The sequence below is a fragment of the Nonomuraea sp. NPDC003707 genome, assembly GCF_053587055.1.
On the sequence record NZ_JBSFNK010000002.1, the window covers coordinates 320,630 to 346,896 of the forward strand.

Genomic DNA, 26,267 nt, shown 5'->3' on the forward strand with positions numbered 1-26,267 from the left:
CCTAGTCTGCCCGCGCGGCCTCGTCCATGAGGTGCGCAAGGTCAGATCCGGCGAATTCGGCCACCGCCCGCTCGTACTTCTCCATGCCCCACGACCAGAAGTCGAAGTCGATGCTCTCGTTCGCGCCGTCCTGGATGGAGGCCCAGAGCGTCCAGCCGTACTTGGACATGAGGCCGAGCAGCCGGGCGCGGGCGATCTTGTGGCGCAGGCGGCGGCCGTAGTACGCGGTGACGAGCTCCTCCAGGTGGCCGAGCGGCAGGTCGGACTCGCTCCAGATGTTGCCGAGCTCGAAGCAGGCGTCGTTGTTGCCGGCGTACTCGTAGTCGATCAGCCAGAGGCGTTGCCCGTCGTCGAGGATGTTGCCGGGCAGGAGGTCGTTGTTGCAGGGGACGGTGCCTTCCGCCCTTATTCGCAGACATTTCCGGATGTCTTCGACGGCGGGCATGAAGCCGAGGTAGTCCGCGGGAAGCCGGTAGCCCCGCTCCCGCACGATCCCCAGATAGTGCCGCTGGATCTCGAACATGTCGAAGTCCCGTACGAACCGCGGCCCCGCGTGCAGGCGACGGCACGCCTGCGCCACCCGGGGCAGGTTCGCCGGGTCGCGGAGGTCGGCCTCGGTGAACGTCCGCCCCGGCAGGAACCCCACCACCAGCACCCCCAGCTCGGGCAGGTACGCGTGCACCGGCGCCCCCACCCCGGCCGCGGCGGCGGCCAGCGAGCACGCGTGCTCGGCGTCCCTGTCGATCCCCAGCAGCGAGGAGTCGCTGGCCCACACGCGCGCCACGTACGACCCGCCCGGGGTCGTGACCTTGTAGTTGTGGTTGGTCAGCCCTCCGGGCAACTCCTCGACGGAGCGCGGCACGCCGGACAGCAGAGGAATGCGATCGAGCACCTCGGGCACGGCCATGCTCGATGCTAGGACGGACGGCGCTAAACGGTCTAGACCTTTTACCGGTCCGAAGGTTAGCCTCGCCAGCATGAGCGACTCGGCCCGCATCGTGATCATCGGTGGCGGGGTGGGCGGCGCGTCCGTCGCCTACCACCTCACCCAACTCGGCGAACGCGACGTCGTCCTGCTGGAGCGGGACGAGCTCACCAGCGGCTCCACCTTCCACTCGGCGGGCCTGGTCGGCCAGCTGCGCGCCGATCCCACCCTGACCCGCATGAACCAGTACTCCGTCGAGCTCTACCGCACCCTCGACGCCGGATGGACGGAGTGCGGCGGCATCAAGCTGGCCTCCACGCCCGAGCGGATGGCGGAGATCCGCCGGCAGATCGGCTGGGCGCGGACGTTCGGGCTGCCGCTGGAGGAGATCTCGGTGGCCGAGGCCGTCGAGCTGTTCCCCCTCATGGACCCCGAGGGCGTCGTGGGCGCCGCGTACCTGCCCACGGACGGGCAGATCGACCCCTCGCAGCTCTGTTACGCCCTGGCCCAGCGGGCCCGCGAGGGCGGGGCGGTCATCCGTACCCACACCAGGGTGCTCGGTGTCACGACGGCGAACGGCCGCGTCACCGGCGTGCGCACCGACCAGGGGGACATCGACTGCGAGATCGTGGTCAACTGCGGCGGCATGTTCGCGGCCGAGATCGGCCGCATGGCCGGGGCGCGGATCCCGATCGTGCCGATGTCGCACCAGTACGTGGTGACCGACGCCTGCCACGACCACACGGGGCTGCCCACGTTGCGCGACCCCGACCTGCTCGTCTACTACCGGCAGGAGGTGCAGGGGCTGGTCATGGGCGGGTACGAGCGCACCTGCGCGCCCTGGACGGCCGGCCCGAACTCCTTCGACGCCGTCCCCGCGGACTTCAACGGCCGCCTCCTGTCCGAAGATTGGCCGAGATTTGAGGAAATTTCGGATAATTCCCGGATTCGGGTGCCTGCGATGGCCGACGTCGGCATCCGCAAGCTGATCAACGGCCCCGAGGCGTTCACCCCCGACAACGAGTTCTGCCTGGGGGAGACGGAGGTCGGCGGGTTCTTCGTGGCGGCCGGGTTCTGCGCGCACGGCATCGCGGGCGCGGGCGGCATCGGCAAGGTGATGGCCGAGTGGATCGTCGAGGGCGAGCCCAGCATGGACCTCTGGCACATGGACATCCGCCGCTTCGGCCGCCAGTACCGCTCGCCGTCGTACACGATCAAGCGGGCCGTCGAGAACTACGAGACGTACTACGACATCCGCTACCCGGGCCACGAGCGCTCGGCGGGGCGGCCCCTGCGGCTCTCGCCCGCGTACGGCTGGCACGCCGCCCACGGCGCCGCCTTCGGCGAGAAGTCCGGCTGGGAACGGGTCAACTACTACGACGCGAACGCGACGGACGAGGGGGAGCGGCCCGGCGGGTGGGCCGGGCGGCTCTGGTCGCCCGCGATCGGCGTCGAGCACCGTGCCACGCGCACCACGGCGGGCCTGTTCGACGAGAGCTCGTTCGCGAAGATCGAGGTCTCCGGCCCGGACGCGGCGGACCTGCTGGAATGGGTGTGCGACAACCGGGTCGCCCGCGAGGTCGGCGCCGTCACCTACACCCAGGCGCTCAACCGGCGCGGCGGCATCGAGTGCGACTTCACCGTGACCAGGCGGGGCGAGCAGGAGTTCCTGATCGTCACCGGCACCGCGTTCGGCTCGCACGACCTGGGCTGGCTGCGCAAGCAGGCCGCGCGCACCGGCGCGACGGCCAGGATCGCCGACGTCACCGGCCAGTACGCGTGCTTCGCCCTGTGGGGCCCACGCGCCCCCGAGATCATCGCCGGGCTCACGCCGGACCCGATGGACTTCCCGTTCATGTCGTCGCGGGAGATCACCGTGGGGGACGTGCCGGTGCTGGCGCTGCGGGTCACGTTCGTGGGGGAGATGGGCTGGGAGCTGTACTGCTCCACCGAGTACGGACTGGGGCTGTGGCAGGAGCTGTGGCGGGCGGGGGAACCGTACGGGCTGGTGGCCGGCGGCTACCGGGCCATCGACAGCCTGCGGCTGGAGAAGGGCTACCGGGTGTGGGGCGCGGACATCGGGCCCGAGACGACGCCATACGAGGCGGGGCTGGGGTTCTGCGTCAAGACGGACAAGGACTTCCTCGGCAAGGACGCCCTGGACCCGGCGCCCGAGCGGCGGCTGCGGTGCGTGACGCTGCGCGACCCGAGAGCCGTCGCGCTCGGCAACGAGCCCGTACGGCTGGACGGGCAGGTCGTGGCCCGGGTCACCTCGGGCGGGTACGGCTACACCGCGAAGGAGTCGATCGCCTACGCCTACCTGCCGGTCGGCCCAGGCGCCAAGGTCGAGATCGAGGTCGAGGGCGCCTGGGTGCCGGGCGTCGTGGTCAGGACCCCCTTGGTTCCGTGACGCCGCTGCGTACCGAGATCCGGACCCGGTCGGGGCGGAACAGGTCCCGGGCGAACTCCACCGGCGTGCCGTCGCCCGCGTAGGCGGTGCGCTCGATGAGCATGAGCGGCGCGCCGGGGGCGATGCCCAGCTCGGCGGCCTCGGCAGATCGGGCGATCACCGGGGCCAGGTGCTCGACCGCCGTACGCGGCTCCAGGTCGTAGCGGGCGGCCAGCAGAACGTAGAGGGAGCCGGTGAGGTCCTGGTCGAGGAAGCCGGGCAGGGGCGGGAACCAGGAGCGCTCCAGCGCCACCGGCGACAGCCCGGCCGAGCGCACCCTGGCCACCTCGTGCACCGGCGAGCCCTCCTCCACCTCCAGCGCCGCGGCCACCGACCGTGGGGCGGGCACGGTCACCGCCGCCAGGACCCGCGCCTCGGCCCGCAGATGGGCCCGCCGCATCTGCTCGGTGAACCCGGCCAGCCCCGTCAGGTCGCACTCGATGCGCGGCTCGGCCACGAACGCGCCGCCCGACCTGCCGGGCACCCTGATCAGCACGCCGTCGCGCTCCAGGGTGGCCAGCGCCTGCCTGAGCGTCATCCTGCTCACGCCCAGCCGCCCGGCCAGCTCCCGCTCGCCGGGCAGCCGGTCGCCCGGCTCCATCTCGCCGCTGGAGATCGACTCGAGCAGCCACCGCTCGATCTGCACGTGCGCGGGGACTCCCGTGCCACGCTCCAGCTCCGGCGGTGTCCCGACCACACGCGCATCTTGACATGGGTTTCGGCGTGAATGCCAAATGTGGGCCACTTGCCCACCATCCGGGGCCGGGGTCCCTTGGGCGCGGTCGGTGGGGTGGGATGCGGCCGGCGGCCGAAGGGGGTCAGCCCTTGATGGCGCCCTGGGTGATGCCGTTGACGAAGCTGCGCTGGAAGACGAGGTACACGACGACGATCGGGGCGATGACGATCAGGCAGGCCGCCGCCAGCAACGGGATGTCCGTCGTGTACTGGCCGACGAAGAGCCCCAGCCCGCTCGGCGCGGTGCGCCGGTCCGGATCCTGCATCATGACCAGCACCAGCATGAACTGGTTCCACGACCACATGAAGTAGAGGACCGACAGCGTGGTGACCGCGGGCCACGAGATGGGCAGCAGCACCCGAGCCAGCACCACGAGGTCCCGGGCGCCGTCGATGCGCGCCGCCTCGACGAGCTCCTCGGGCACGTTCGAGAAGTGGGTCTGCATCCAGTACACCCCGAACGGCATGAACAGCGCCGCCTCGGCCAGGATGACGCCGACGTAGGAGTTGGTGAGGCCGACCTCGCGCAGGTTGAAGTAGAGCGCCACCACGATGACCTCGATCGGCAGCGTGAGCCCCATCACGAACCCGAACGACAACGTCCGGTGCCCCCACACCTTGAGGATCGCCAGCCCGTACCCGGCGAGCGTGGCCATCGCCACCGCGAGCGGCACCACGACGACCGCGATCAGCACGCTCGAACGCATGAGGTTGGTGAAGTTGCCGCGCTCCCAGGCGAGCGCGAAGGTCTCCCACGACCACCTGTCCGGGATGCTCAGCCCGTCGAGCTGCGCGCCCGAGGGGTGCAGGGCGGCCAGGACGATGCCGGCGAAGGGCACCAGCACCATCACCGCCAGCAGGACGAGCACTCCGTACCGGACACTGACTCCGCCGAGCGTTCTCAACTCTGATCATCCCTGGTGAAGTATCGGACGGCGCTGACGACGGCGACCACGATCACGGTCAGCACGACCGCGAGCGCGCTGGCGCCGCCGATGTCGCCCTCGTTGAAGGCCAGCCGGTAGACGAGCAGGCCGGGCACGTTGGTCTGCCCCGCCGGGCCGCCGTTCGTGGTGACGAAGACGAGGTCGAAGCTGGCCAGCGCGGCGATCGTGGTGATGACGCCGGCGACCGTGATCTCCCTGCGCACCCCGGGCACGGTGACGTGCCGGAACTGCCGGAGCGCCCCAGCGCCGTCGAGCTTGGCCGCCTCGTACAGGGACGGGTCGATCTTCTGGGCGCCGGCCAGGAAGAGCATCATGCACAACCCGCTCATCACCCACGTGCCGATGAGGCCGAGCGCGATCAGCGCCAGGCCGTAGTCGCCCAGCCAGGCGCGGGTGATCGACCCCAGCCCCACCAGGTCGAGGAACTGGTTGACCACGCCGGACTCGCCGTAGAGCCAGCGCCAGGTGATGCCGACGGCGACGAGCGGCAGCACCTGGGGGAGGAAGAAGACGATCCGGAAGAACGTCATGCCCCGGCGCACCTTGCCCATCAGGAGCGCCGTCATGAGCAGCCCGACGCCGATGGGGATGACCGAGAAGAAGACGATCAGCGCGAGGCTGTGCAGGATGGCCTCGTACAGCGCTGAATCACGAAAAATCTTGACGTAGTTGGAGAAACCAGCCCAGACCGGCGGCAGGATGCCGTCCCAGGTCAGGAGCGACAGGCGAAGCGTGTTCAGCGCCGGCCAGATGGCGAAGCCCAGGTACACGGCGAGCGCGGGCAGCACGTACAGCCAGCCGCGCGCCCGTCGCCCCAGCCGCCGCCGGGGCGGGGTGTCGCCGGCGGCCGCCCGCCCCCCGCCGCGGGCCGGAGCGGCCCGCGGCGGGGAGACGGCCGGGCTCAGCTCACGAGCCATGATGGGCGTCCCACGACTCCTGCAGCGACTTCAGGAAGGCGTCGGGGGCCATCTTGTCGCTGATCAGGCCCTGGATGCCGGGAGTGAGCTTGTCGATCATGCCGGGGGAGGCGAAGTCGGGGAACGGGACGATCCCGTTGCCCTGCGCCACGGGCGCGAAGACGCCCGCGATGTCGCCGCGCAGCCCTGTCGCGCCCAGCTCGGCCTTGGTGTCGACCGGCATGAACCCGCCGTCGAACTCGATCTTCGCCGCCTCCGGCGAGCCGAGGTAGTCGAGGAAGGCCGCGGCGACGTTCGGGTTCTTCGACTTCGACGAGATGGCGTACGCGACGCTGGCTCCCGAGGCGACCTTCGCGGGCTCGCCCGAGGCCGTGGGCATGAGGAAGAAGCCCACGTCGTCCTTCATCTCGGTCTCCAGGGTGGAGGCCGCCCAGTTGCCGGTGATCAGGAACGCGCTGCCGCCCTTGGCGAAGCTCGCCAGCGCGTCGGCGTCGCCCGTGGCGCTGGCCCCGGCGGAGATGTATCCCTTCTTCGCCCAGTCGGTCAGCGTCTGGGTGGCCTTCGTCGCGGCCGGGTTCTCGATCGTCGCGCCCGGCTTGCCGTACACCCACGACCGGTAGTCGTTGACGTCGCCGGTCACGTTGAGCAGCGCGTTCCACAGGTGGAACCCGCCGACCTGGAGTGCGCCGTTGCTCAGCGGGGTCTGGCCGGCGTCCTTGGCCTTCTGCATCGCGGCCTCGAAGTCGGCCAGCGTCTTCGGCGCCTCCTTCACGATCTTCTTGTTGTAGAAGACGCCGAGCACCGAGAGCCCGCCGGGCACGGCGTACAGGTTGCCGGTCCCGAACTGCTTGGCCGACTTGTCGGAGCTGAGGACCTCGAGGCTGGCCGGCGGGAACTTGGTGGTCCAGCCGTACGCCTTGGACCACGGGCTCAGGTCGAGGATGAGACCGGCCGGGACCAGGGAGTTCATCGCGCCCGGGTTGTACTGGGCGATGTCCGGCGCCGAGTCGGACGACATCGCCAGTTTGATGGACTTGATGTAGTCGTTGAACGGCGTCATCTGGGGCTTGACGGTGACGTTGGGGTGCTTCTTGGTGAAGCCGTCGATGAGCGCCTTGGTGGGCGGGTCGTTGGTGTAGGCCAGGGTCAGGGTCACCGGGTCGTTCGGAACGGTGGTCGATACGTTGACCTTCGTCGCCGTATTACCCCCCGAACTGCTGGTGCCCGCACAGGCCGTCAGCGCGAACGCCGTCGTGACGCTGAGCGCCGCGACCGCCGCGCGCCGGGCTGGTCTCGTCATGCGTGTGACCTCTCTCCTCAATCGGGTGGGTGGCGTCCGTCGTGTCTTCAACGGCCCTCATGGCGGCCGGCTCTCATCCGGCGGAGCCTGGTCGCACCAGGCCGAATCTGGTCCGTTCGATCTCGTCCAGCGAGTGCAGCAGCGCCCCGTGGACGACGGCGTCCTCCTGGAGCGCCGAGACCTCCAGCGCCGGCTGGTCCAGCGGCTCGCCGGAAAGGTGCCGCCGGAGCGCCGCGAGCAGCGGCTCGCCGCATCTGGCCAGCGGCCCGCCGATGACGACGAGCCGCGGGTTGAGGATCGCCCGGATCACGGTGATCCCCTTGGCGAAGCGGCGGGCCACCACGTCGATCGCCTCCAGCGCCGCCGGCTCGCCGCCGGCGACGGCGTCCAGCACGGCCTCGAGCGCGTGCTCTCCCGCGGCCTCGATCCGGGCCACGAGAGCGCCGTCGGCGGCGCGTCCGGCCGCGGCCGTGGCCTGGCGCACGATCTCCGCGCCGCCGACCCGGTCCTCGAACGGGCCCAGCCCCTGCGGATGGCCCTGCGGATGGCGGGGTGTCGAGGGGCCCTCGGTGAACAGGTCGAGGAAGCCCACGTCGCCGGCGTCATTGGAGGCGCCGCGGTAGAGCTCGCCGTTCAGCACGATACCGGCGCCGACCCGCTCGCCCCAGTGGATCATCACCAGGGAGTCCTCGCGCCGCTCCGCGTCCCGCCACCGCTCGCCCTGCGTGGCCAGCTTGACGTCGTTGTCCAGGTAGACGGGGCAGCCGAGCGCCTCCGTCAGCCGGCGTACGAGGAGGTCGCCGGCCAGGCCGGGCATGCTCGGGATGAGCTTGATGACCCCGGCCGCCGGGTCGACGATGCCGGGGGTGCCCACCGAGGCGAACCAGAGGTCGCCGGTCGTGACGCCCGTCGCGCGCAGCGTCCGCTCCACCGTGGCCAGGAGCGTCTCCACCACCTGCTCACCGCCGGGTCCGGTGCCGAGCTGCTGCGCGTCGGAGGCCACGACCGTGCCGGCCAGGTCCGCCAGCGCCACGCGCACGTCCTGCGGGCTGATCGACAGGCCCAGCACGTGGCCGGCCTCCGCGCGGAACCGTACGAGCTGCGCCGGCCGGCCCGCCCGGGTGGAGTCGCGGTCAAGGGGACCGAACTCGACGAGCCCTTCGGCGACCAGCGCGTTGAGCGAGCGGGTGACCGCCTGGCGGGAGAGCCCCACCGACTTGGCCAGCACGGACACGCTCATGCTGGCCTCCTTCGGCGGCGCGGCCCGCAGCTTGCGCAGGACGGCGGCGGCGTTGACCTCGCGCATGAACTGCGTGCCGGCGGCGACGACCTGCTCCATGCTCTCTCCCTGCGATCGGTTGCCGGTACGCTAGCAATTAATTATGGACCGTACGGAACTAATTCGTCGAGGGGTGTGAGCTGCAGTGTTGTCCGGTGAGGGCCCGCCCTGGGCGGAAACCGTCCGCGGTCTGGCCCGCCGCGTGCTGGGGCCCGTGGCCGAGTCGGTACGGTTCGCCGCCCGCGACGGCGGCGGGCGCGAATACGCCTACGAGGCGGCGGGCGGCGTGCTCGCCATCGCCGCGACGGACGGGGTGAGCGCCTCGGTCGCGCTCCACCACTATCTCCGGGAGCGCTGCGGCACGTCCGTGGGCTGGGACACGGTGCTGCCCCTGGGGCTGACGTCCCTGCCCGACGCCCCGCCGCGCCAGGGCGCGGCGCGGGTGCGGGAGGGCTACTACTTCAACTTCTGCACCTTCAGCTACACGATGCCCTACTGGAACTGGGCCGACTGGGAACGCGAGATCGACTGGATGGCCCTGCACGGCATCACCATGCCGCTGGCCGTCACCGGTCACGAGGCTGCGCTGCACGCCGCCTACTCCGCGCTCGGTCTCGACGACCGGCAGATCCGCGGCTTCCTGGGCGGGCCGGGCTACCTGCCGTTCCAGTTCATGGGTTGCCTGGACACCTTCGCCGGCCCGCTCTCGTCGTCCTGGATCGAGAGCCACCGCGAGCTCGGCGCGCGCATCCTCGACCGCGAGCGCGCCTTCGGCATGACCCCCGTCCTGCCGGCCTTCACGGGACACGTCCCGCCCGAGCTCGCGTCGACGGCGCGGGCCGGTCGCCGCCTCTGGCAGGGGTTCGAGACCTGGGTCCTCGACCCGGCCGACCCGCTGTACGAGCGGATCGGCGCCGAGATCGCCCGCGCGCAGATCAAGCTCTTCGGCACCGATCACCTGTACGCCGCCGACCCGTTCATCGAGATGATCCCCATCGACGCCGACCCGGCCTTCCCCGGGGCCGTGGCGGCGGCGACGCTGGCCGGCCTCCAGGCCGCCGACCCGGACGCGGTCTGGCTCATGCAGGCCTGGCCGTTCTCCTACCAGCGGGAGTTCTGGACCGAGGACCGCGTCAACGCCTTCCTCGACGCGATCCCGGACGGCCGGATGCTCGTCGCGGACCTCTGGGCGGAGCACGACCCGCTGTGGGGCCGCTTCCAGGGGTTCTCCGGGAAGCCCTGGCTCTGGTGCGCGCTGCTGAACTTCGGCGGCCGCACCGACCCGGGCGCCGGCCTGCGCGGCGTGCCCGCCGGGATCGACGCGGCCCTGGCGGCGCCGAGCCCGCCCGCCGGCCTCGGCCTGTCCATGGAGGCCACCCGCAACAACCCGGTCTTCTTCGAGCTCGTCGCCGACCAGATCTGGAACGAGGTCCCCGACCTCGACGCCTGGCTCGACGCCTTCGTGACCGGGCGCTACGGCACCCGGTGGACGGCAGAGCTGCGGGCGGCCTGGCACGGGCTCCTGGAGACCGTCTACGACACCCGGGGCCTGCCGATCCTCCCCCAGGCGTTCGAAGGCGTCATCACCGCGGCGCCCTCGTACGAGCGCGACCCGGCCGAGCTCCGCGCCGACGTCGCCGCTTTCCTGTGGTACCGGCCGGAAGTCCTCGCCGGGGCCTGGGAGCGGATGATCGAGGTGGCCGAGCGCGACCCCGGCCTGGCCGCGGGACCGCTCGGGCACGACCTCGTGGAGACCGGCATCGCGTACATGGCCAGGGTCGCCGACCGCCTCTGCCTCGACGTCCTGGACTCGGCGGGCGGCCCGGCGCAGGTCGACCGGTTCCTCCGGGTCTTCGAGGACCTCGACCGGATGCTGGCCTGCCGCCCCGAATACACCTTCCGGCACTGGGAGGCCAAGGCCGTGTCGTGGGCCGCCGATCCGGACGACCGCGCGGTCCTGCGGGACAACGCCCGCCGCATCCTCACGGTGTGGGGCACCTCGGACAGCCCGCTGCTGGACGACTACGCGGCCCGGCACTGGGCGGGACTGGTCGGCGGCTACTACCGCGACCGCTGGGAGCTGTGGGCGCGGGGTCTCGGACGCGCGCTCGCCGGCGACCCCGGCGCCGAGACGGAGCTGCGGGAACGGCTCCGCGAACGCGTCGAGCTCTTCCTGCGGGAAGGCCCGGGGCCGGTGTCGCCGGACCAGGGCGACCTCGCCACGGAGTCACGCCGGCTGTTCACCGCCTACGCGGGCCGGACCGGCCCGTTCGAACACGATCGATGAGGAGCACGATGCCCCCGGTGGCACCACCGACCGAAAGCCGCAACCCGCGCACCGCCGACATCGACACGCTGGCGTCAGCAGACGTCCTGCGGTTGCTGCTGGACGAGGACGCCACGGCGGTCGCGGCCGCCCGCGCCGCCGCCACGGCGCTCTCCCTGGCGGTGGACGAGGCGTATCTCCGGCTGGGCCGGGGTGGACGCGTGCACTACTTCGGCGCCGGCGCGTCGGGGCGGCTGGCGGTGCTGGACGCCACCGAGATCACGCCGACGTTCGGGGTGGCGCGGGGCCTGTTCACGGCGCACTTCGCCGGAGGTCCTGGCGCGCTCACCGACTCGTCCGTGGACCGGGAGGACGCCGAGGAGCTCGGAGCCGCCGACGCCGGGGCGCTCGCCGAGAACGACCTGGCGATCGGGATCACGGCGTCCGGGGCCACCCCGTACGTGGCCGGGGCGCTGCGCGCGGCCCGGGCGGCGGGCGCGCGCACCGTGCTGATCACCTGCAACCCGGCCGCACCGCTGCGCGACCTGGCCGAGATCCTCGTTGTCGCGGACACCGGGCCCGAGGCGCTCACCGGGTCCACCCGGCTCAAGGCGGGCACGGCGACCAAGGTGCTGCTCAACGCGTTCTCGACGGCGCTCATGATCAAGTCGGGGCGTACGTACTCGAACCTCATGGTCGGGCTGGTCGCCACCAACGCCAAGCTGGAGCAGCGGGCGGTGAACCTGCTCGTGGAGGCGACCGGGGAGGACGCCGCGGCCTGCGCCGCCGCGCTGGCGGAGGCGGACGGGCGGATCCCGGAGGCGCTCGTACGGCTGCTCACGGGCTGCACGCCCGGCCAGGCGCGGGAATCGCTCGCGGCCCATCCGGGCGTCCGCGCGGCCGTGGCCGCGCTGGGCGGGCACGCCGGATGAGCGGCTTCGCGGGCGTGGACGTCGGCGGCGGAGGCATCAGGACACGGATCGAGAGCGGCGGGGAGATCGCGTACGGCGAGGACTCGGCGCCCGTGCCCCGTACCGAGGGGCGGGTGGACCTCGACCGGCTCGCCCTCCGGATCGCGTCGGTCGTCGGGGACGCGGCGCGCGTCCCCGGGCGGCTGGACGGGATGGCCGTCGGCGTGACCGGGCTGCCGGGGCTGGTCAGGGAGCCGGAGGCGTTGTGGCGGGCGCTGGGGGAGCGGTTCGGGCTCGGCACGCTCGCGGTCGCGGGGGACATGGTGACCACGCACGTCGGCGCGCTCGGGTTCCGGCCCGGAGTCGTGGTCGCCGCCGGGACCGGCGTCATCACGCTCGGCACCGACCTCGACCGCGTCTGGAACCAGTCCGACGGATGGGGCCACCTGCTCGGCGACCACGGCGGGGGCGCCTGGATCGGCGCGCAGGGCCTCCAGGCCGCCCTGCGCGCCCACGACGGCCGGGCCGGCGGCTCGCCCGCCCTGCTCGAACACCTGACGGCCCGCTTCGGCCACCCCCTGGACCTGGTGGCGCTCGTCTACGAGTCGGGCTCGCCGGCGCACCACCTGGCGTCGTTCGCGCCGTCCGTGGCCGACGCGGCCCGCGCGGGAGACCCGGTGGCGCGCGGGATCTGGACCGAGGCGGGGCGGCAGCTCGGCCAGACCGCCGTCGCCGCCGCGTCGGGGCTCGACCCGGTCTTCTCCTGGGGCGGCCGGATCTTCGACGCCGCGGACCTGCTGATGGAGCCGTTCCAGGCCACCGTGCGCGACCTGCTGCCGCAAGCCCGGTTCACGCCGCCCGTCGGCACCTCCGCCGACGGCGCGCTCGCGCTGGCCAGGGCCGCGGCGGGCGGCGAGGTCCGGCCGCGGCACCCGTACCTGTACGTCTACGCGGCTAGTCGGAGCCGGTCAGGAGCCGCAGCCGCTCCACCGCCTCCCCGAACTCGCTGATCATGTCGTAGACCACCTCGCGGGCCGGTCTCACCTGGTCGAGCTGGCCCACGACCTGGCCGACGAAGTAGTTGACCAGCTCCACCGCCCCCGGCTCGCCCTTCTCCGCCGCCGCCCCGATGCGGGCCATCGCGCCCTCGGCCACCAGCAGCTGCAGCGGCATGCCGAGCGGCCCGGGGCTCTCCTGGCCGGAGTCCCACTCCTCCGTCCAGGCGGACTTGAGCTGGCGGGCCGGCTTGCCCGTACGGGACCTGGACCTGACCGTGTCCAGCGACGAGGCGGCCAGGAACTTGCGCTTGACCGCGGGCGACGTCTCCGCCTCCTCCGTGGTCAGCCAGACCGAGCCGCACCAGACCCCCTCGGCCCCGAGCGCCATGGCCGCCGCCATCTGCCGCCCGGACGCGATCCCGCCCGCCGCCAGCACGGGGACCGGGGCGACCGCGTCCACGACCTGCGGGACCAGCACCATCGTGGAGATGTCGCCGGTGTGCCCGCCCGCCTCGGTGCCCTGCGCCACGATGAGGTCCGCGCCCGCCGCCACCTGCCTGCGGGCGTGCTCGACCGTGCCGACCAGCGCGGCCACCGGCACCCCCGCCTCCCTGGCCCTGGCGACCATCTCGGGCGGAGGCGGCCCCAGGGCGCTGGCGATGAGCCCGATCGGGTGCTTGAGCGCCACGTCGATCAGCCCCGTCGCCCCGGCCGCCGTGACCCGCCTGCCGAACTCGTCCGCCGCCGCCGTCAGCGGCTGCATGGGGGCGCTCACGCCGTACTTGGACAGCAGGTGGGTGACGAAGTCGCGGTGCCGGTCGGGGACGAAGTCCATGAGGTGCGCCTGCCGGTCGAGCGCGGAGGCGTCGACCTTGCCGGGCACGAGCACGTCCACGCCGTACGGCCGGCCGCCCACCTGCCCGTCGATCCAGGTCAGCTCGGTGTCGAGCTGCTCCGGCGAGTACGCGATCGCACCCAGGACCCCGAAACCGCCCGCGTTCGTGACGGCGGCCACGACGTCGCGGCAGTGGCTGAAGGCGAACAACGGGAACTCGATGCCCAGGCGCTCACAGATGGGGGTCCGCATGATTCGACGCTAACCGGCAGAAGCTTGTTCGGTCCATCCCCCGGGGCGGGCCGGGTGCTTCAGGAGGCCGCCGGGAGCGTGCCAGCCGAGCTCCGAGGTGTAGCCGCGGACCACCTTGGCCGGTACGCCGGCGACCACGCTGTGGTCAGGGAACTCGCCGCGGACCACCGCCCCGCCCGCCACCACGCACTGGCGGCCCAGCCTCGTGCCCGGGAGGATGATCGCGCCCGCCCCGATCCACGAGCCGGAGCCGATCGATACCGGGCTGTTACGCGGCCACTGCCGGCCGATCGGCACGTCGGGGTCGTCGTAGACGTGGTTCTGGTCGGTGATGTACACGTACGGGCCGGTGAAGACGTCGTCGCCGATGTCGATCGACTGGTGGGCCACGATGTGCGAGCCGCGGCCGATCGAGCAGCCGCCGCCGATGCGCAGGATGGACTCCGGCCCCAGGTCCAGCCCGGGGCCCATGCCGCAGGACAGGGACACGCGCTCGCCGACCAGCGTGTGGTCGCCGATCTCGATCCACCGCTCGCCGAAGATCGCGCCCGGGGGGAAGGCGATGCTGACCCCGTCGCCGATCCGGCCGAATCGGTAGCCGGCCGGAGCGGCAGGAGTGATCGCGCCCGCGCGCCGGATCGCCCCGTAGGATCGGTGAATCAGCGCGCCGACTGCCCGCCGTACCAATGACATAGGGACCAAAGTTACCGCTAGGTCAAGCCGTTCGGGCATGTCGGGGGCGTTGTTTGATATCCTGAGAGCCCGTGGACACTTCGACCACACCTCGAGCCACGGGAGCCCCTTTGCGCAGCGCATCGCAAACCAAGCATCTGTTCGTCACCGGCGGTGTCGCCTCCAGTCTCGGCAAGGGGCTCACGGCATCCAGCCTCGGTCGCCTGCTCAAGGCGCGCGGTCTCCGGGTCACCATGCAGAAGCTCGACCCGTACCTGAATGTCGACCCCGGGACCATGAACCCGTTCCAGCACGGCGAGGTGTTCGTCACCGACGACGGCGCCGAGACCGACCTCGACGTCGGCCACTACGAGCGTTTCCTCGACACCGACCTGCACGGCTCGGCCAACGTGACGACCGGCCAGGTCTACTCCAACGTCATCGCCAAGGAGCGGCGGGGCGAATACCTGGGCGACACCGTCCAGGTGATCCCGCACATCACCAACGAGATCAAGGACCGGATCAGGGGCATGGCCGCTCCTGAGGTGGACGTGGTCATCACCGAGGTGGGGGGCACGGTCGGCGACATCGAGTCGCTGCCGTTCCTGGAGGCCGTCCGCCAGATCAGGCACGAGGTCGGCCGCGACAACGTGTTCTTCCTGCACGTGTCGCTGCTGCCGTACATCGGCCCCTCCGGCGAGCTCAAGACCAAGCCGACCCAGCACAGCGTGGCGGCGCTGCGCAGCATCGGCATCCAGCCGGACGCGATCGTGCTGCGCTCCGACCGGCCCGTGCAGACGGCGATCAAGCGCAAGATCAGCCTGATGTGCGACGTGGACGAGGACGCCGTCGTCTCCGCCGTGGACGCGGCCTCGATCTACGACATCCCCAAGGTGCTCCACTCCGAAGGGCTCGACGCGTACGTGGTGCGCCGGCTCGGCCTGCCGTTCCGCGACGTCGACTGGAAGGAGTGGGAGGAGCTCCTGCGCCGGGTGCACCGGCCGGCCAAGGAGGTCACGATCGCCCTGGTCGGCAAGTACATCGACCTGCCGGACGCGTACCTGTCGGTCACCGAGGCGCTGCGGGCCGGCGGGTTCGCCAACGACGCCCGCGTCAACATCCGGTGGGTCAAGAGCGACGACTGCGAGACCCCCGAGGGCGCCGAGCGCGAGCTCGACGGCGTCGACGGCGTGCTGATCCCCGGCGGGTTCGGCGTGCGCGGCATCGAGGGCAAGATCGGCGCGATCCGCCACGCCCGCGAGGGCAAGATCCCGCTGCTCGGCATCTGCCTCGGCATGCAGGGCATGGTCATCGAGGCCGCCCGCAACATGGCCGGCATCGAGGACGCCAACTCCGCCGAGTTCGACCCCGACACCAAGCACCCGGTCATCTCCACCATGGCCGACCAGGAGGACGTCGTCGCCGGCGAGCGCGACATGGGCGGCACCATGCGGCTCGGCAGCTACACCGCCAAGCTCGGCGAGGGCACCCTGGCCAGGCAGCTCTACAGCGGCAAGGCCAAGGCCGACGAGCGCCACCGCCACCGCTACGAGGTCAACAACGCCTACCGCGAGCAGCTCGAGAAGGTCGGCCTGGTCTTCTCCGGCCTGTCGCCCGACGGCCGCCTGGTCGAGTACACCGAGCTGCCCACCGACGTCCACCCGTTCTTCGTCGGCACCCAGGCCCACCCCGAGTTCCGCTCGCGCCCCACGCGGGCCAACCCCATGTTCAAGGGCCTCATCTCCGCGGCCCTGACGTACGCCGACGCGCGAGTTTCCACGAAGGTGACCCAGTGAGAGTGGAAGACACGCCCGAGGCGTGGGACGTCGTCGATTCCAAGGAACGCTTCCGCGGCCACGTCATCACGGTGGTCACGGACTCGGTGAAGATGCCCCGCGACGAGGTGGCCGAGCGCGACGTCGTGGTGCATCCGGGCTCGGTCGCCGTGCTCGCGCTCGACGACCGGGAGCGGGTCCTGATGATCAGGCAGTACCGCCACCCCACGCGCATGCTGATGTGGGAGCTGCCCGCCGGGATCCGCGACGTCGAAGGCGAATCGCTCGTCGAAGGGGCGGCCCGCGAGCTCGCCGAGGAGGCCGGCTACCGGGCCGACACCTGGCACACCCTCGTCGACCTGCGCTCCTCCCCGGGCATGACCGACGAGCGGATCCGGGTCTTCCTCGCCCGCGACCTGACCAAGATCGAGACCGACTTCGTCCACCGGCACGAGGAGATCGACATGCCGGTCGAGTGGGTGCCGCTGCCCGACGCGGTCGAGAAGGCGCTCATGGGAATGATCCACAATTCCCCGGCCGTGGCCGGTATCCTCGCCGCGTACGCGGCTTCGGTTGAGGGATTCGCCCTGTTGCGCCCCGCCGACGCCCCAGAGGCGTGACCGGAAGGACCTTTCGTGGAGGCGGTGCTCTCCAGCTACCTCGCCCATCTGGCGGTAGAGCGGAGCCTGGCTGCCAACACGCTCGCGTCCTACCGTCGTGACCTGCGGCGATACGTCGAACACCTGCACGCGCGCGGCCGGGCGGAGCTCGACGAGGTGGGGGAGGCCGACGTGCTGGCCTTCCTCGCCGCGTTGCGCGAGGGCGACGGCGAGCACCCCGCGCTCGTCGCCAGCTCGGCCGCCCGCGCCGTCTCCGCCGTGCGCGGGCTGCACCGTTTCGCTCTGCGCGAAGGCGTCACGGCCCACGACCCCGCCCACGAGGTACGCCCGCCGCGCCAGCCGCGCAGGCTCCCCAAGGCCATCAGCGTGGACGAGGTCGAGCGGCTCATCGCCGCCTCCGGCCCCGACGGCGCGCCCCTGACCTTGCGCAACAGGGCCCTGCTCGAGGTCCTGTACGGCACCGGCGCCCGCATCTCCGAGGCCGTCGGGCTGGCCGTGGACGACCTCGAGGACGACCAGGTGCGCCTGCGCGGCAAGGGCGAGCGCATGCGCGTCGTCCCCCTGGGCCGCTACGCCCGCTCCGCGCTCGACGCCTACCTCGTACGGGCCCGCCCCGGCCTGCTCGCCCACGGGCGCGGCACCCCGGCCGTCTTCCTGAACGCCCGGGGAGGCCGGCTGACCAGGCAGGGAGCGTGGGAAGTGCTCCAGGCCGCCGCCGAACGCGCCGAGCTCGACGGGATAAGTCCCCACGTTCTTCGCCATTCCTTCGCAACCCATCTGATAGACGGCGGCGCTGACGTTAGGGTGGTCCAGGAATTGCTCGGCCACGCCTCCGTGACGACCACACAGGTCTACACACTGGTGACGGTCGACAAACTTCGCGAGGTCTACGCCGCCGCGCATCCACGTGCCCGGCAGTGATCTATAGTCTTTTGCGACGTGCGGCAGCCCTCGGCGTGCCGCCTTGCCGCCTAAAGTGGCGAGCCCATAGTGTCCGTCCGGACGGTCCGGTTCGGGATCGTCAGGGAGGTTCGAGCTGGTGACTGTGACGACCAAGGGTTCGACCCCGGGGACCCCCGACAACCCCTGGGGCGACACGAAGACCAACACGCCTTCCAACGGCGTCAATCTCGGGCCCACGCAGCGGCCCAGGCCCGTGTTCCCCGAACCGGTGCCCCCCGCGGTGCACGGCCCGGCGCGCGTGGTCGCGATGGTCAACCAGAAGGGTGGCGTCGGCAAGACGACGACCACCATCAACCTGGGCGCCGCGCTCGTCGAATACGGGCTCAAGGTGCTGCTGGTCGACTTCGACCCGCAGGGCGCGCTCTCCGTCGGCCTGGGCATCAACCCGCTCCAGCTCGACCTGACGGTCTACAACCTGCTCATGGAGCGGGGCGTCACCGCCGAGGACGTGCTCCTGGAGACCGGCGTCGAGGGCCTCGACCTGCTGCCCAGCAACATCGACCTGTCGGCCGCCGAAGTGCAGCTCGTCACCGAGGTCGCCCGCGAGCAGGTGCTCGGCCGGGTGATCAAGCCGCTGCTGCCGCACTACGACGTGTGCCTCATCGACTGCCAGCCGTCGCTGGGCCTGCTCACGATCAACGCACTCACCTGCGCCCACGGCGTCATGGTGCCGCTGGAGTGCGAGTTCTTCGCGCTGCGCGGCGTGGCACTGCTCATGGACACGATCTCCAAGGTCCAGGAGCGGCTCAACGAGGACCTCGAGATCGAGGGCCTGCTGGCCACCATGTACGACGCCCGTACGCTGCACGGCCGCGAGGTGCTGGCGCGCACGGTGGAGGCGTTCGGCGACAAGGTGTTCCACACGGTGATCAACCGTACGGTCCGCTTCCCCGACGCGACGGTCGCCGGTGAGCCCATCACCACCTTCGACCCGTCCTCGCTCGGTGCGAACGCTTACCGTGAGCTGGCCCGCGAGGTGCTCTCGCGCTGGTCGGCGCCTGCCACAATGGCCAGGTGACCGACGCCGAGCAGCCCCAAGGGTTCCAGGTCCACCTGGATGTCTTCGAGGGACCCTTCGACTTGCTCCTCGGCCTCATCGCCAAGCACAAGCTGGACATCACCGAGGTCTCGCTCTCCAAGGTCACCGACGAGTTCATCGCGTACATCCGCTCCCGGGGGCCTGAGTGGGACCTCGACCAGACCAGCCACTTCCTGCTGGTCGCGGCGACCCTGCTCGACCTGAAGGCGGCCCGGCTGCTGCCCTCGGGCGAGGTCGAGGACGAGGAGGACCTGGCGCTGCTGGAGGCCAGGGACCTGCTGTTCGCGCGGTTGCTGCAGTACAAGGCGTACAAGGAGGTGGCGAAGCTCTTCGCGGGGCGGATGGCGGAGGAGGCGCTGCGCTTTCCCCGTACGGTGCCGCTGGAGCCGCAGTTCGCCAACCTCCTGCCCGAGCTCATCCTGGGCATCGGGCCCGAGCAGCTCGCCAGGATCGCCGCCAAGGCCTTCACCCCCAAGCTGCCCCCCACCGTCAGTGTCGGGCACATCTACCAGCCCCTGGCGAGCGTCAAGGAGCAGGCGGCCATCCTCGTCATGCACCTGCGCCGCCTCCGGCGCGCCACCTTCCGCACGCTGGTGGCCGACTGCTCGGGCACTTTCGAGGTCATCGCCCGGTTCCTGGCGGTGCTGGAGCTCTTCCGGGAGTCGGCGGTTACCTTCGAACAGGTCGAAGCGCTGGGGGACTTGCACGTAACCTGGACGGGCGCTGACGACGGGGACGTCGCGGTGGGGGACGATTACGAGGAATCCGCGGAGAAACCACGCAATGACTGACAACCCACTGCCCACCCCTCGCCGATCCCCGGACTCCGAGCCCCCGCTCCCCGCCTGGATGAGCCTCCCCGGCTCCCTCGCCCAACCCTCACCCCCTGAGGCGGAGGACACAGCCGAACCCCCATCCCCGCCCCCACCACCGCCCCCGGCCGACGCCCCGCAACCGGACGACGCCGCGTTTACGGACGATGCCGTGCAACCGGACGACGCCCCGCCAACGGACGACGCCCGACCGGCTGACGGGACGCCGCCGATGGACGAGGTGGGATCGGCGGATGAGGCGGGATCGACCGACGGGACGCTGCTGACGGATGTGGCGGGATCGACGGACAGGGCGGCGCTCGCGGATCAGGCGCTTTCGGCTGACGGACCGCCTTCGCGGGAGGCGCCATCGGACAGCGCACCGGCGCCGGACGCTCCCTCCGCCACCCCGGCCGCGGTTCCCTCGGGCGCGGGTCCGGGGCGGGGCGCGGAAGGCCTCGAGGAGGAGCCCGGGGACGCGGAGGAGGGGCAGGAGCGCGCGGGGGAAGGGCCGACGTTGGCGGCGGCGTTGGAGGCCATCCTGCTCGTCGTCGATGAGCCCGTGGCCGAGATCACCCTGGCCCAGGTGCTGGAGCGGCCCACCCACGAGGTCGCCGCCGCATTGCGGGGCCTGGCGGCGGAATATACCGCCGCCGGCCGAGGTTTTGACTTGAGAGATGTCGCGGGCGGCTGGCGTTTTTACACGCGTGCCGACTGCGCGCCCCTGGTCGAGCGGTTCGTACGCGACGGCCAGCAGACGCGGCTCACCCAGGCCGCGCTGGAAACACTTGCGGTCGTGGCTTACCGGCAACCGGTGAGCCGGGCCCGCGTCGCCGCGGTACGCGGCGTGAACAGTGACGGCGTCATGCGGACGCTCGTCGCGAGGGGGCTGGTCGAAGAGGCCGGCACCGACCCGGAGAGCCAGGCAGTGCTCTACCGGACAAGCTCATACTTCCTTGAACGTCTGGGACTGCGGGACCTCAGCGAGCTCCCCGAGCTCGCGCCCCTCCTCCCCGACGACGTGGAAAACCTCGAGGAGACAACAAAGTGATCAACAGGCGTAGCACCCCGTCCGGTGATGGACGCGGTCGTGGACGTACCGGCGGCTCGGGTCAGGGCCGAGCGGGACGTCCCGCCTTCCGCTCCGATTCCAGTTCAGGGTCCCGTTCCGGCGGCGGCTTCCGCGGCGGGTCCGGGGACTCCCTCCGCGCCGACCGGAGCGGCTCGCGTGCCGGGTCCGGCGGCGGCGAGCAGAGGCAACCCCGCGGCGAGCGCTACCCGGCGCGTGACGACCGCGGCAGCCGTTACGAAGACCGCGGCAACCGGGCCGAAGACCGCACCGGCCGGAACGACGACCGTGGGAGCCGGTACGAAGACCGGGGAAACCGGTACGACGACCGCAACGGGCGCGGTGAGCGCCAGGAGCGGCCCTACGGCGACCGGGGCGGATACCGTTCCGAGCGCCGCGACGACGAGCGCGGCGGCCAGCGTGGCGGCGGGTTCCGTGACGACCGCCGTGGTTACGGCGCCGGGCGTCGTGACGACTCCGGCGGCGAGCGCGCCCGCGGTTCCCGCGACGAGCGCGGCGGCTCCGGCCCCGACCGACGCGACGAGCGCGGCGGGTACGGCGCCGGCCGGCGTGACGACCGTGGCGGTTACACGGCCAACCGGCGTGACGAGCGCGGCGGTTACGGTGCCGGCCGACGTGAGGACCGTGGCGGGTACGGTGCCGGCCGGCGTGATGAGCGCAGTGGTTCCGGTACCGGGCAGCGTGACGAGCGTGGCGGTTACGGTGCCGGGCGGCGTGACGAGCGCGGCGGGTACTCGGCCGGCCGACGCGATGACCGTGGCGGTTACAGCGCTGGACGGCGCGATGAGCGCGGCGGCTTCGGTGCCGGCCGGCGTGATGAGCGCAGTGGTTCCGGTACCGGGCAGCGTGACGAGCGCGGCGGTTACGGTGCCGGGCGGCGTGATGAGCGCAGTGGCGGTGGCGGGTTCCGGGTTGATCGGAGTGGGCGCAGGGACGGGGGAGCTCCGGCTTCCTCGCGTGCCCGGTTCGGCAGGCGGGACGGCGATGCCCCCCGCACCGCCCCCCGCACCGCCGACCGCGCCCCCCGTACCCCCCGCCGCGACGACGTGCAGACGATCGGCAGCGGCAGCCCCCAGCGCGACCGCGTGAAGGCCGCTCGCCAGCCCCTACGCGACCGCGACTTCTACCCCGACGACTACACCGACGAGCGCGACACCACCGAGGTCCCCAACGGGGTGCGGCTGCAGAAGGTGCTCGCCCAGGCTGGCGTGGCCAGCCGCCGGGCCTGCGAGGAGATGATCGGCGACGGCAGGGTCACCGTGAACGGCCAGGTCGTGCGGCGGTTCGGCGCCAAGGTGGACCCGGCGACGCAGGTCATCCACGTGGACGGCAAGCGTGTCCCCACCGCCCCCGACCTCGTCTACTACGCCATGAACAAGCCCATCGGCGTCGTCTCCACCATGAGCGACCCGCAGGGCCGCCCGTGCCTGGCCGACTACGTGGAGGAGCTGGCCCCGAGGCTGTTCCACGTGGGCAGGCTGGACACCGAGACCGAGGGCCTGCTGCTGCTCACCAACGACGGCGAGCTGGCCAACCGGCTGACGCACCCCAGCTACGGCGTGCAGAAGAAGTACTGGGCCAAGGTGCCGGGCCCGATCCCGCGCGACCTGGGCCGCAGGCTCAAGCAGGGCATCGAGCTGGAGGACGGCATCGTCAAGGCCGACAGCTTCGCGATCGTGCAGGAGCACGGCCAGCAGGCGCTGGTCGAGGTCGTCCTGCACGAGGGCCGCAAGCACGTCGTCCGGCGCATGCTGGAAGTGGCGGGCCACCGGGTGATCGACCTGGCCAGGATCGAGTTCGGCCCGGTGAAGCTGGGCCGTACCAAAGCCGGGACGGTCAGGGCGCTGACCTTGAAAGAGGTCGGTGAGCTTTACGCGGCCGTGAAGCTGTAATCTGGCCGGACGCAGGAGCCCGTGCGAATCTCCGCACGGGCTCTCCCGCTATGGAAGGGGACAAACCACATGGTGCGGGCGATCCGCGGGGCGATCCAGGTGGAAGCCAACGACCGCGACTCGATCATCGCAGGCACGACCGAGCTGGTCACCGCGATCATGGAGCGTAACGAGCTGACCACCGACGACGTGATCAGCGTGCTGTTCACGGCCACGCCCGACCTGACGGCCGAGTTCCCGGCGCTCGCGGCGCGCAAGCTGGGCTTCCACGAGGTGCCGCTGATCTGCTGCACCGAGATCGACGTGCCGGGCGCGCTGCCCCGGGTGGTACGCCTCATGGCCCACGTCGACCTCGACCGCCCGCGCTCCGCGATCCAGCATGTCTACCTGCGTGGCGCGGTGAAGTTGCGGCAGGATATCGCCCAGTAACGCCCGGCGATTACGTCAGGGCATACTCACGCCCACTATGGCCCGATAAATCAGGACACCGAGATGGAACTTCGCACCGCGCTCGTCGTCGGCACCGGCCTCATCGGCACTTCCGCTGCCCTGGCGCTGCGCAAGCGCGGCGTACGCGTGCTGCTCGCCGACCGCGATCAAGCCGCCGTACGGCTGGCACGGGAGCTGGGCGCGGGCGAAGACTGGGACCCGGACGAGCAGCACACCGGCGAGGTGGACCTGGCGATCATCGCGGTCCCCCCGGCCCATGTGGCGACCGAGCTGCTGGAGCTGCAGCGGATCAACGCCGCCAGGTTCTACACCGACGTCGCCAGCGTGAAGGCCGAGCCCTTGCACCGGGCCGCGCAGCTCGGCTGCGACCTGACCTCCTACGTCGCCTCCCACCCGCTCGCGGGCCGCGAGAAGTCCGGCCCGGGGGCGGCCAGGGCCGATCTGTTCCTGGGCCGGCCGTGGGCGCTGTGCCCCACCGACGAGGCCGACCCCGAGGCCAAGGCGACCGTGCTGCGGCTGATCGAGCTGTGCGGGGCCAACGCGGTCGAGGTGAGCGCGTCCGAGCACGACCGCGCGGTCGCCGTCGTCTCCCACGCGCCCCACGTCGCCGCCTCCGCCGTGGCGGCCCGCCTGGCCGACGCCACCGACGTCGCGCTCGGCCTGGCCGGTCAGGGCGTGCGTGACGTCACCAGGATCGCGGGCAGCGACCCGAGCCTCTGGCTCGGCATCCTGTCCGGCAACGCCTCCCCGGTCGCCGAGGTGCTCGAAGCCGTCGCCGCCGACCTGGCCGACGCCGCCAGCGCCCTGCGCGCCCTGGCCGAGGGCGACGGCACCGCCACCAACGACATCACCCAGCTGCTCAAGCGCGGCGTCGTCGGCCACGACCGCATCCCCGGCAAGCACGGCGGCCCGGCCTCCTCCTACGCCGTCGTCCAGGTCGTCATCGGCGACCGCCTCGGCCAGCTCGCCCGCCTCTTCCACGTGTGCGACGAGGTCGGGGTCAACGTCGAGGACGTGCGCCTGGAGCACGCCCCCGGGCTGCCCCTGGGCATCGCCGAGCTGTCGGTCGAGCCCGACGCCGTGTCCATGCTGGTCGAGGCCCTGCGCGAGCGCGGCTGGGAAGTTCCCTAAAGAGGCGGATCGTCCTGGCAGAGCCCTGGCGCAACCGGTGTGGGGAGAAGAAAACGCCCCATCGGTTGATTGACTTCCTCCTGGCCTTGAACGACCGGGATTCCCCGTGCAGCCGGCGCGTGGGGCCGCGCTCGCGTCCGGGGTGGTTGACGCTTCACAGACCGCCCAACAGCCAAGTCTCCACGTCCTGACACGACCTGCCCGGCCGCGTTTTTGATATTGATGGCGGCGTTCACGTCAGCGTGTGCGACCATTGCGCAGGAGGTGCAGGAGAACCGCGCTTGGCTCTCGCGCGATTTCGCGTCCACCGCCCCACAGGTCGAGCACGTGATACTCGTGTACGCCGGGTTGACCTTGACGATCTGAGTGCCTGTACGGCGCGCCGCGCTGGTGAGCGCAAGCTCCAGCCCGTACCAGCCCTTGTCCAAGATGGCCCGATTCAGGCCGGACTTGGCGGCCACGCTCCTGCCCGGACACTCGATGGTGCCGGACGCTGACTTGGTCATGTTCGCCGTCTTGAGGTCCTCCAGCACTACCGTGCCGTACTGCTCGCACAGGCTCGCTGCGGTGCGCGCGTTGAAATCAGCCCGACGGTGCCGGACCCGCCGCATCACCGCCCCGATCTTCGCGATCACGCGCCTGCGCCGGTTGCTGCCGCGCCGGGTCCGGGCAAGTTGCTGCTGCAAACGGCGGTAGCGTTCAGCCTCGCCGGTCGCGATGTAGGCGCGGTTATGGAAGTCGCCATCAGAGGTGGTGGCGGCCACGATCACGCCGCGGTCGATCCCGGCCCACGGGCCTGGATGCGCCGCAGGGGAAGCCTGTCCGTCCTCGATCAGGAACGCCACGAACCAGCGCCCGCCATCATGGGACACCGTTGCCGAGCGGACAGTCCCGCCCGGCGGGCGTGACCAGCGAAACCGCACCCAACCGAATTTCGGCAGCTTTACCCGGCCCCAGCGTCGCGAGAGCCGCTGGATGCTGATCTGCTCGGGTGAGGGGAACCGGAACGCTGGCTTCCAGCGGCGGGCCAAACGCCACCTGATCTTCCACGCGCCATGGCGGGAACAGGCGGAGTCCAGATCTTTCAACGTCTGCTGCAACACCTGGGAGGGAGCCTCAGCCAGCCAGCCGAACTCGGTCTTGGCCTCGGCGAGCTGGCGACACTGCTCGGCATACCCGATGAACGCCCCCCGCTGCCGATATGCGCGCCGCTGTTGCAGGCCGGTGTTCCACACGCTGCGGCAGATCCCGCCGACGCGTTCGGCAAAGGCCGCCTGGTCGGGCGAGAACTCCAGCCGGTACCGGCGCCCTGCCAGCACCCCGCCCGCCTCCCTTCCACTGGTTATCGAACACTCTATCGCCTGGTCTATGATCCCCAGCTGAATATCGACGCGGAAGACACGTCATGTCACCAGACGGAACGTCTTCGACGGCGCGATGCGCTGGCGGGCCAACGGGTCGCCGACGTCATAGACGTACGTGCCGTATGCCCAGCTCCAGGCCCTGCCGACCGAGTCCGAAGCCCTCAGGGCGCGCGCCGTCGCGGACGTGCGCGCCTGGATCGACTGGGCCGTGGAGGACGCCAAGACCTCCGACCCGAAGGCGAAGAAGGAGGACTGGCTGGTCCACTTCGACCGGTACGTGGCCGAGTACATGACCCGGCTGCTCTACGAGAACCCGGTGCCGTTCAAGGTCAGGTCCGCCGCGTACCAGGCGTTGAGGACCACCAAGGGCGTCGGTGACCTCGGCCAGGTGAAGGACCCGCTGAACCGGCCCGGTCAGAAGGTCGCCCTGCCGGTCTACGAGCGGAAGAGCTCGGTGCTCAAGGAGCAGTTCATCGTGGACACCCGGACGATGACGCTGCTGGCCCACTACACCGACCTCCAGGACGGCGGCAAGCAACTGGCCGGCAAGACCGCGGTCGAGACGTACAAGGTCGGCTGGACCGACGACAAGCCCGCCGTGCCCGCCGCCGGCTAGCCCCGGTCCCGATGTCACATCCGAGCCTC

At 71.4% G+C, this 26,267-nt stretch carries 23 protein-coding genes; 14 read left to right on the forward strand and 9 right to left on the reverse strand.

The features are described 5' to 3' along the window. Position 1 precedes the first annotated feature (1 nt). Positions 2-907 carry a phosphotransferase gene (locus tag ACWDRB_RS05475; RefSeq protein ID WP_449891948.1) on the reverse strand — a complete coding sequence of 302 codons (906 nt, stop codon included), beginning with the start codon at positions 905-907 and terminating at the stop codon, positions 2-4. Positions 908-977: 70 nt separating this feature from the next. Here ACWDRB_RS05475 and ACWDRB_RS05480 point away from each other — a divergent pair, with 70 nt between their 5' ends. After that, entirely contained in the window at positions 978-3,335 is a 2,358-nt protein-coding gene (locus ACWDRB_RS05480; protein WP_449891949.1) for a GcvT family protein, read from the forward strand. Here the strand turns inward: ACWDRB_RS05480 and ACWDRB_RS05485 are convergent. The 5 genes from ACWDRB_RS05485 to ACWDRB_RS05505 all read right to left on the reverse strand — a co-directional run bounded on the left by ACWDRB_RS05485 (position 3,313) and on the right by ACWDRB_RS05505 (position 8,612). After that, entirely contained in the window at positions 3,313-4,071 is a 759-nt protein-coding gene (locus ACWDRB_RS05485) for a GntR family transcriptional regulator (RefSeq protein ID WP_449891950.1), read from the reverse strand. The two genes, ACWDRB_RS05480 and ACWDRB_RS05485, sit on opposite strands and share 23 nt — an antisense overlap. Positions 4,072-4,192: 121 nt before the next feature. Further along, complete coding sequence (locus ACWDRB_RS05490) at positions 4,193-4,957, reverse strand: carbohydrate ABC transporter permease (protein WP_350726905.1); 765 nt, start codon at positions 4,955-4,957, stop codon at positions 4,193-4,195. Between the two features lie 53 nt (positions 4,958-5,010). Continuing rightward, positions 5,011-5,973, reverse strand: coding sequence for a carbohydrate ABC transporter permease (locus tag ACWDRB_RS05495; protein ID WP_397366145.1), 963 nt, complete (start codon positions 5,971-5,973; stop codon positions 5,011-5,013). Continuing rightward, complete coding sequence (locus tag ACWDRB_RS05500) at positions 5,963-7,273, reverse strand: ABC transporter substrate-binding protein (protein ID WP_397366146.1); 1,311 nt, start codon at positions 7,271-7,273, stop codon at positions 5,963-5,965. The genes ACWDRB_RS05495 and ACWDRB_RS05500 overlap by 11 nt, the downstream gene beginning before the upstream one ends. Positions 7,274-7,346: 73 nt before the next feature. Then, complete coding sequence (locus tag ACWDRB_RS05505; RefSeq protein ID WP_449891951.1) at positions 7,347-8,612, reverse strand: ROK family protein; 1,266 nt, start codon at positions 8,610-8,612, stop codon at positions 7,347-7,349. A gap of 85 nt (positions 8,613-8,697) precedes the next feature. On the opposite strand from ACWDRB_RS05505, the gene ACWDRB_RS05510 reads away from it, so the two are divergent. The 3 genes from ACWDRB_RS05510 to ACWDRB_RS05520 are packed head-to-tail and all read left to right on the forward strand — an operon-like array spanning position 8,698 to position 12,739. Continuing rightward, the gene (locus ACWDRB_RS05510) at positions 8,698-10,839 is read left to right on the forward strand and encodes an alpha-N-acetylglucosaminidase TIM-barrel domain-containing protein (protein WP_449891952.1); all 2,142 of its coding nucleotides are present in this window, start codon (positions 8,698-8,700) and stop codon (positions 10,837-10,839) included. 8 nt (positions 10,840-10,847) lie between these two features. Continuing rightward, the gene (locus ACWDRB_RS05515) at positions 10,848-11,750 is read left to right on the forward strand and encodes an N-acetylmuramic acid 6-phosphate etherase (RefSeq protein WP_449891953.1); all 903 of its coding nucleotides are present in this window, start codon (positions 10,848-10,850) and stop codon (positions 11,748-11,750) included. Next, the gene (locus ACWDRB_RS05520) at positions 11,747-12,739 is read left to right on the forward strand and encodes an N-acetylglucosamine kinase (RefSeq protein WP_449891954.1); all 993 of its coding nucleotides are present in this window, start codon (positions 11,747-11,749) and stop codon (positions 12,737-12,739) included. Before ACWDRB_RS05515 ends, ACWDRB_RS05520 begins: the two co-directional genes overlap by 4 nt. Here ACWDRB_RS05520 and ACWDRB_RS05525 read toward each other — a convergent pair. Both ACWDRB_RS05525 and ACWDRB_RS05530 read right to left on the reverse strand, forming a co-directional pair. Continuing rightward, the gene (locus ACWDRB_RS05525) at positions 12,684-13,814 is read right to left on the reverse strand and encodes an NAD(P)H-dependent flavin oxidoreductase (RefSeq protein WP_350726402.1); all 1,131 of its coding nucleotides are present in this window, start codon (positions 13,812-13,814) and stop codon (positions 12,684-12,686) included. The two genes, ACWDRB_RS05520 and ACWDRB_RS05525, sit on opposite strands and share 56 nt — an antisense overlap. A 9-nt stretch (positions 13,815-13,823) precedes the next feature. Further along, complete coding sequence (locus ACWDRB_RS05530; RefSeq protein WP_449891955.1) at positions 13,824-14,507, reverse strand: acyltransferase; 684 nt, start codon at positions 14,505-14,507, stop codon at positions 13,824-13,826. A 110-nt stretch (positions 14,508-14,617) separates the two neighbouring features. Here ACWDRB_RS05530 and ACWDRB_RS05535 point away from each other — a divergent pair, with 110 nt between their 5' ends. The 9 genes from ACWDRB_RS05535 (at position 14,618) to ACWDRB_RS05575 (ending at position 24,258) form a co-directional block, all read left to right on the forward strand. Further along, positions 14,618-16,282 carry a CTP synthase gene (locus ACWDRB_RS05535; RefSeq protein WP_350726406.1) on the forward strand — a complete coding sequence of 555 codons (1,665 nt, stop codon included), beginning with the start codon at positions 14,618-14,620 and terminating at the stop codon, positions 16,280-16,282. Beyond that, positions 16,279-16,881 carry an NUDIX hydrolase gene (locus ACWDRB_RS05540; RefSeq protein ID WP_350726408.1) on the forward strand — a complete coding sequence of 201 codons (603 nt, stop codon included), beginning with the start codon at positions 16,279-16,281 and terminating at the stop codon, positions 16,879-16,881. Before ACWDRB_RS05535 ends, ACWDRB_RS05540 begins: the two co-directional genes overlap by 4 nt. A gap of 15 nt (positions 16,882-16,896) precedes the next feature. Beyond that, on the forward strand, positions 16,897-17,802 hold the full coding sequence (locus ACWDRB_RS05545; RefSeq protein WP_355191936.1) for a site-specific tyrosine recombinase XerD: 906 nt from the start codon (positions 16,897-16,899) through the stop codon (positions 17,800-17,802). A 118-nt stretch (positions 17,803-17,920) separates the two neighbouring features. Then, positions 17,921-18,862, forward strand: a complete 942-nt coding sequence (locus tag ACWDRB_RS05550) for a ParA family protein (RefSeq protein ID WP_350726412.1) — start codon at positions 17,921-17,923, stop codon at positions 18,860-18,862. Continuing rightward, positions 18,859-19,674 (forward strand): segregation and condensation protein A, encoded by an 816-nt coding sequence (locus ACWDRB_RS05555; RefSeq protein WP_350726414.1) that lies wholly within the window; start codon positions 18,859-18,861, stop codon positions 19,672-19,674. Before ACWDRB_RS05550 ends, ACWDRB_RS05555 begins: the two co-directional genes overlap by 4 nt. A gap of 538 nt (positions 19,675-20,212) precedes the next feature. Then, a complete protein-coding gene (gene scpB, locus ACWDRB_RS05560; RefSeq protein WP_350726906.1) occupies positions 20,213-20,746 on the forward strand; it encodes an SMC-Scp complex subunit ScpB in 534 nt (177 codons plus the stop codon). Continuing rightward, the gene (locus tag ACWDRB_RS05565) at positions 20,743-22,677 is read left to right on the forward strand and encodes a pseudouridine synthase (protein ID WP_449891957.1); all 1,935 of its coding nucleotides are present in this window, start codon (positions 20,743-20,745) and stop codon (positions 22,675-22,677) included. The genes scpB and ACWDRB_RS05565 overlap by 4 nt, the downstream gene beginning before the upstream one ends. 69 nt (positions 22,678-22,746) lie before the next feature. Beyond that, positions 22,747-23,106, forward strand: a complete 360-nt coding sequence (aroH, locus tag ACWDRB_RS05570) for a chorismate mutase (protein WP_185073133.1) — start codon at positions 22,747-22,749, stop codon at positions 23,104-23,106. Between the two features lie 63 nt (positions 23,107-23,169). Further along, on the forward strand, positions 23,170-24,258 hold the full coding sequence (locus ACWDRB_RS05575; protein ID WP_449891959.1) for a prephenate dehydrogenase: 1,089 nt from the start codon (positions 23,170-23,172) through the stop codon (positions 24,256-24,258). Here the strand turns inward: ACWDRB_RS05575 and ACWDRB_RS05580 are convergent. After that, positions 24,255-25,577 carry an RNA-guided endonuclease InsQ/TnpB family protein gene (locus ACWDRB_RS05580; protein WP_449891960.1) on the reverse strand — a complete coding sequence of 441 codons (1,323 nt, stop codon included), beginning with the start codon at positions 25,575-25,577 and terminating at the stop codon, positions 24,255-24,257. The two genes, ACWDRB_RS05575 and ACWDRB_RS05580, sit on opposite strands and share 4 nt — an antisense overlap. A 160-nt stretch (positions 25,578-25,737) precedes the next feature. On the opposite strand from ACWDRB_RS05580, the gene ACWDRB_RS05585 reads away from it, so the two are divergent. Further along, positions 25,738-26,238 (forward strand): hypothetical protein, encoded by a 501-nt coding sequence (locus tag ACWDRB_RS05585; protein ID WP_449891962.1) that lies wholly within the window; start codon positions 25,738-25,740, stop codon positions 26,236-26,238. The last annotated feature ends 29 nt before the right edge of the window (positions 26,239-26,267 follow it).

What these genes read in the sequence shown, in the direction of transcription:
- ACWDRB_RS05475 (WP_449891948.1), bottom strand. Translation starts at nt 907, where the DNA reads ATGGCCGTGCCCGAGGTGCTCGATCGCATTCCTCTGCTGTCCGGCGTG.
- ACWDRB_RS05480 (WP_449891949.1), top strand. Translation starts at nt 978, where the DNA reads ATGAGCGACTCGGCCCGCATCGTGATCATCGGTGGCGGGGTGGGCGGC.
- ACWDRB_RS05490 (WP_350726905.1), bottom strand. Translation starts at nt 4,957, where the DNA reads ATGGTGCTGGTGCCCTTCGCCGGCATCGTCCTGGCCGCCCTGCACCCC.
- ACWDRB_RS05495 (WP_397366145.1), bottom strand. Translation starts at nt 5,973, where the DNA reads ATGGCTCGTGAGCTGAGCCCGGCCGTCTCCCCGCCGCGGGCCGCTCCG.
- ACWDRB_RS05500 (WP_397366146.1), bottom strand. Translation starts at nt 7,273, where the DNA reads ATGACGAGACCAGCCCGGCGCGCGGCGGTCGCGGCGCTCAGCGTCACG.
- ACWDRB_RS05505 (WP_449891951.1), bottom strand. Translation starts at nt 8,612, where the DNA reads ATGGAGCAGGTCGTCGCCGCCGGCACGCAGTTCATGCGCGAGGTCAAC.
- ACWDRB_RS05515 (WP_449891953.1), top strand. Translation starts at nt 10,848, where the DNA reads ATGCCCCCGGTGGCACCACCGACCGAAAGCCGCAACCCGCGCACCGCC.
- ACWDRB_RS05520 (WP_449891954.1), top strand. Translation starts at nt 11,747, where the DNA reads ATGAGCGGCTTCGCGGGCGTGGACGTCGGCGGCGGAGGCATCAGGACA.
- ACWDRB_RS05525 (WP_350726402.1), bottom strand. Translation starts at nt 13,814, where the DNA reads ATGCGGACCCCCATCTGTGAGCGCCTGGGCATCGAGTTCCCGTTGTTC.
- ACWDRB_RS05530 (WP_449891955.1), bottom strand. Translation starts at nt 14,507, where the DNA reads ATGTCATTGGTACGGCGGGCAGTCGGCGCGCTGATTCACCGATCCTAC.
- aroH (WP_185073133.1), top strand. Translation starts at nt 22,747, where the DNA reads ATGGTGCGGGCGATCCGCGGGGCGATCCAGGTGGAAGCCAACGACCGC.
- ACWDRB_RS05575 (WP_449891959.1), top strand. Translation starts at nt 23,170, where the DNA reads ATGGAACTTCGCACCGCGCTCGTCGTCGGCACCGGCCTCATCGGCACT.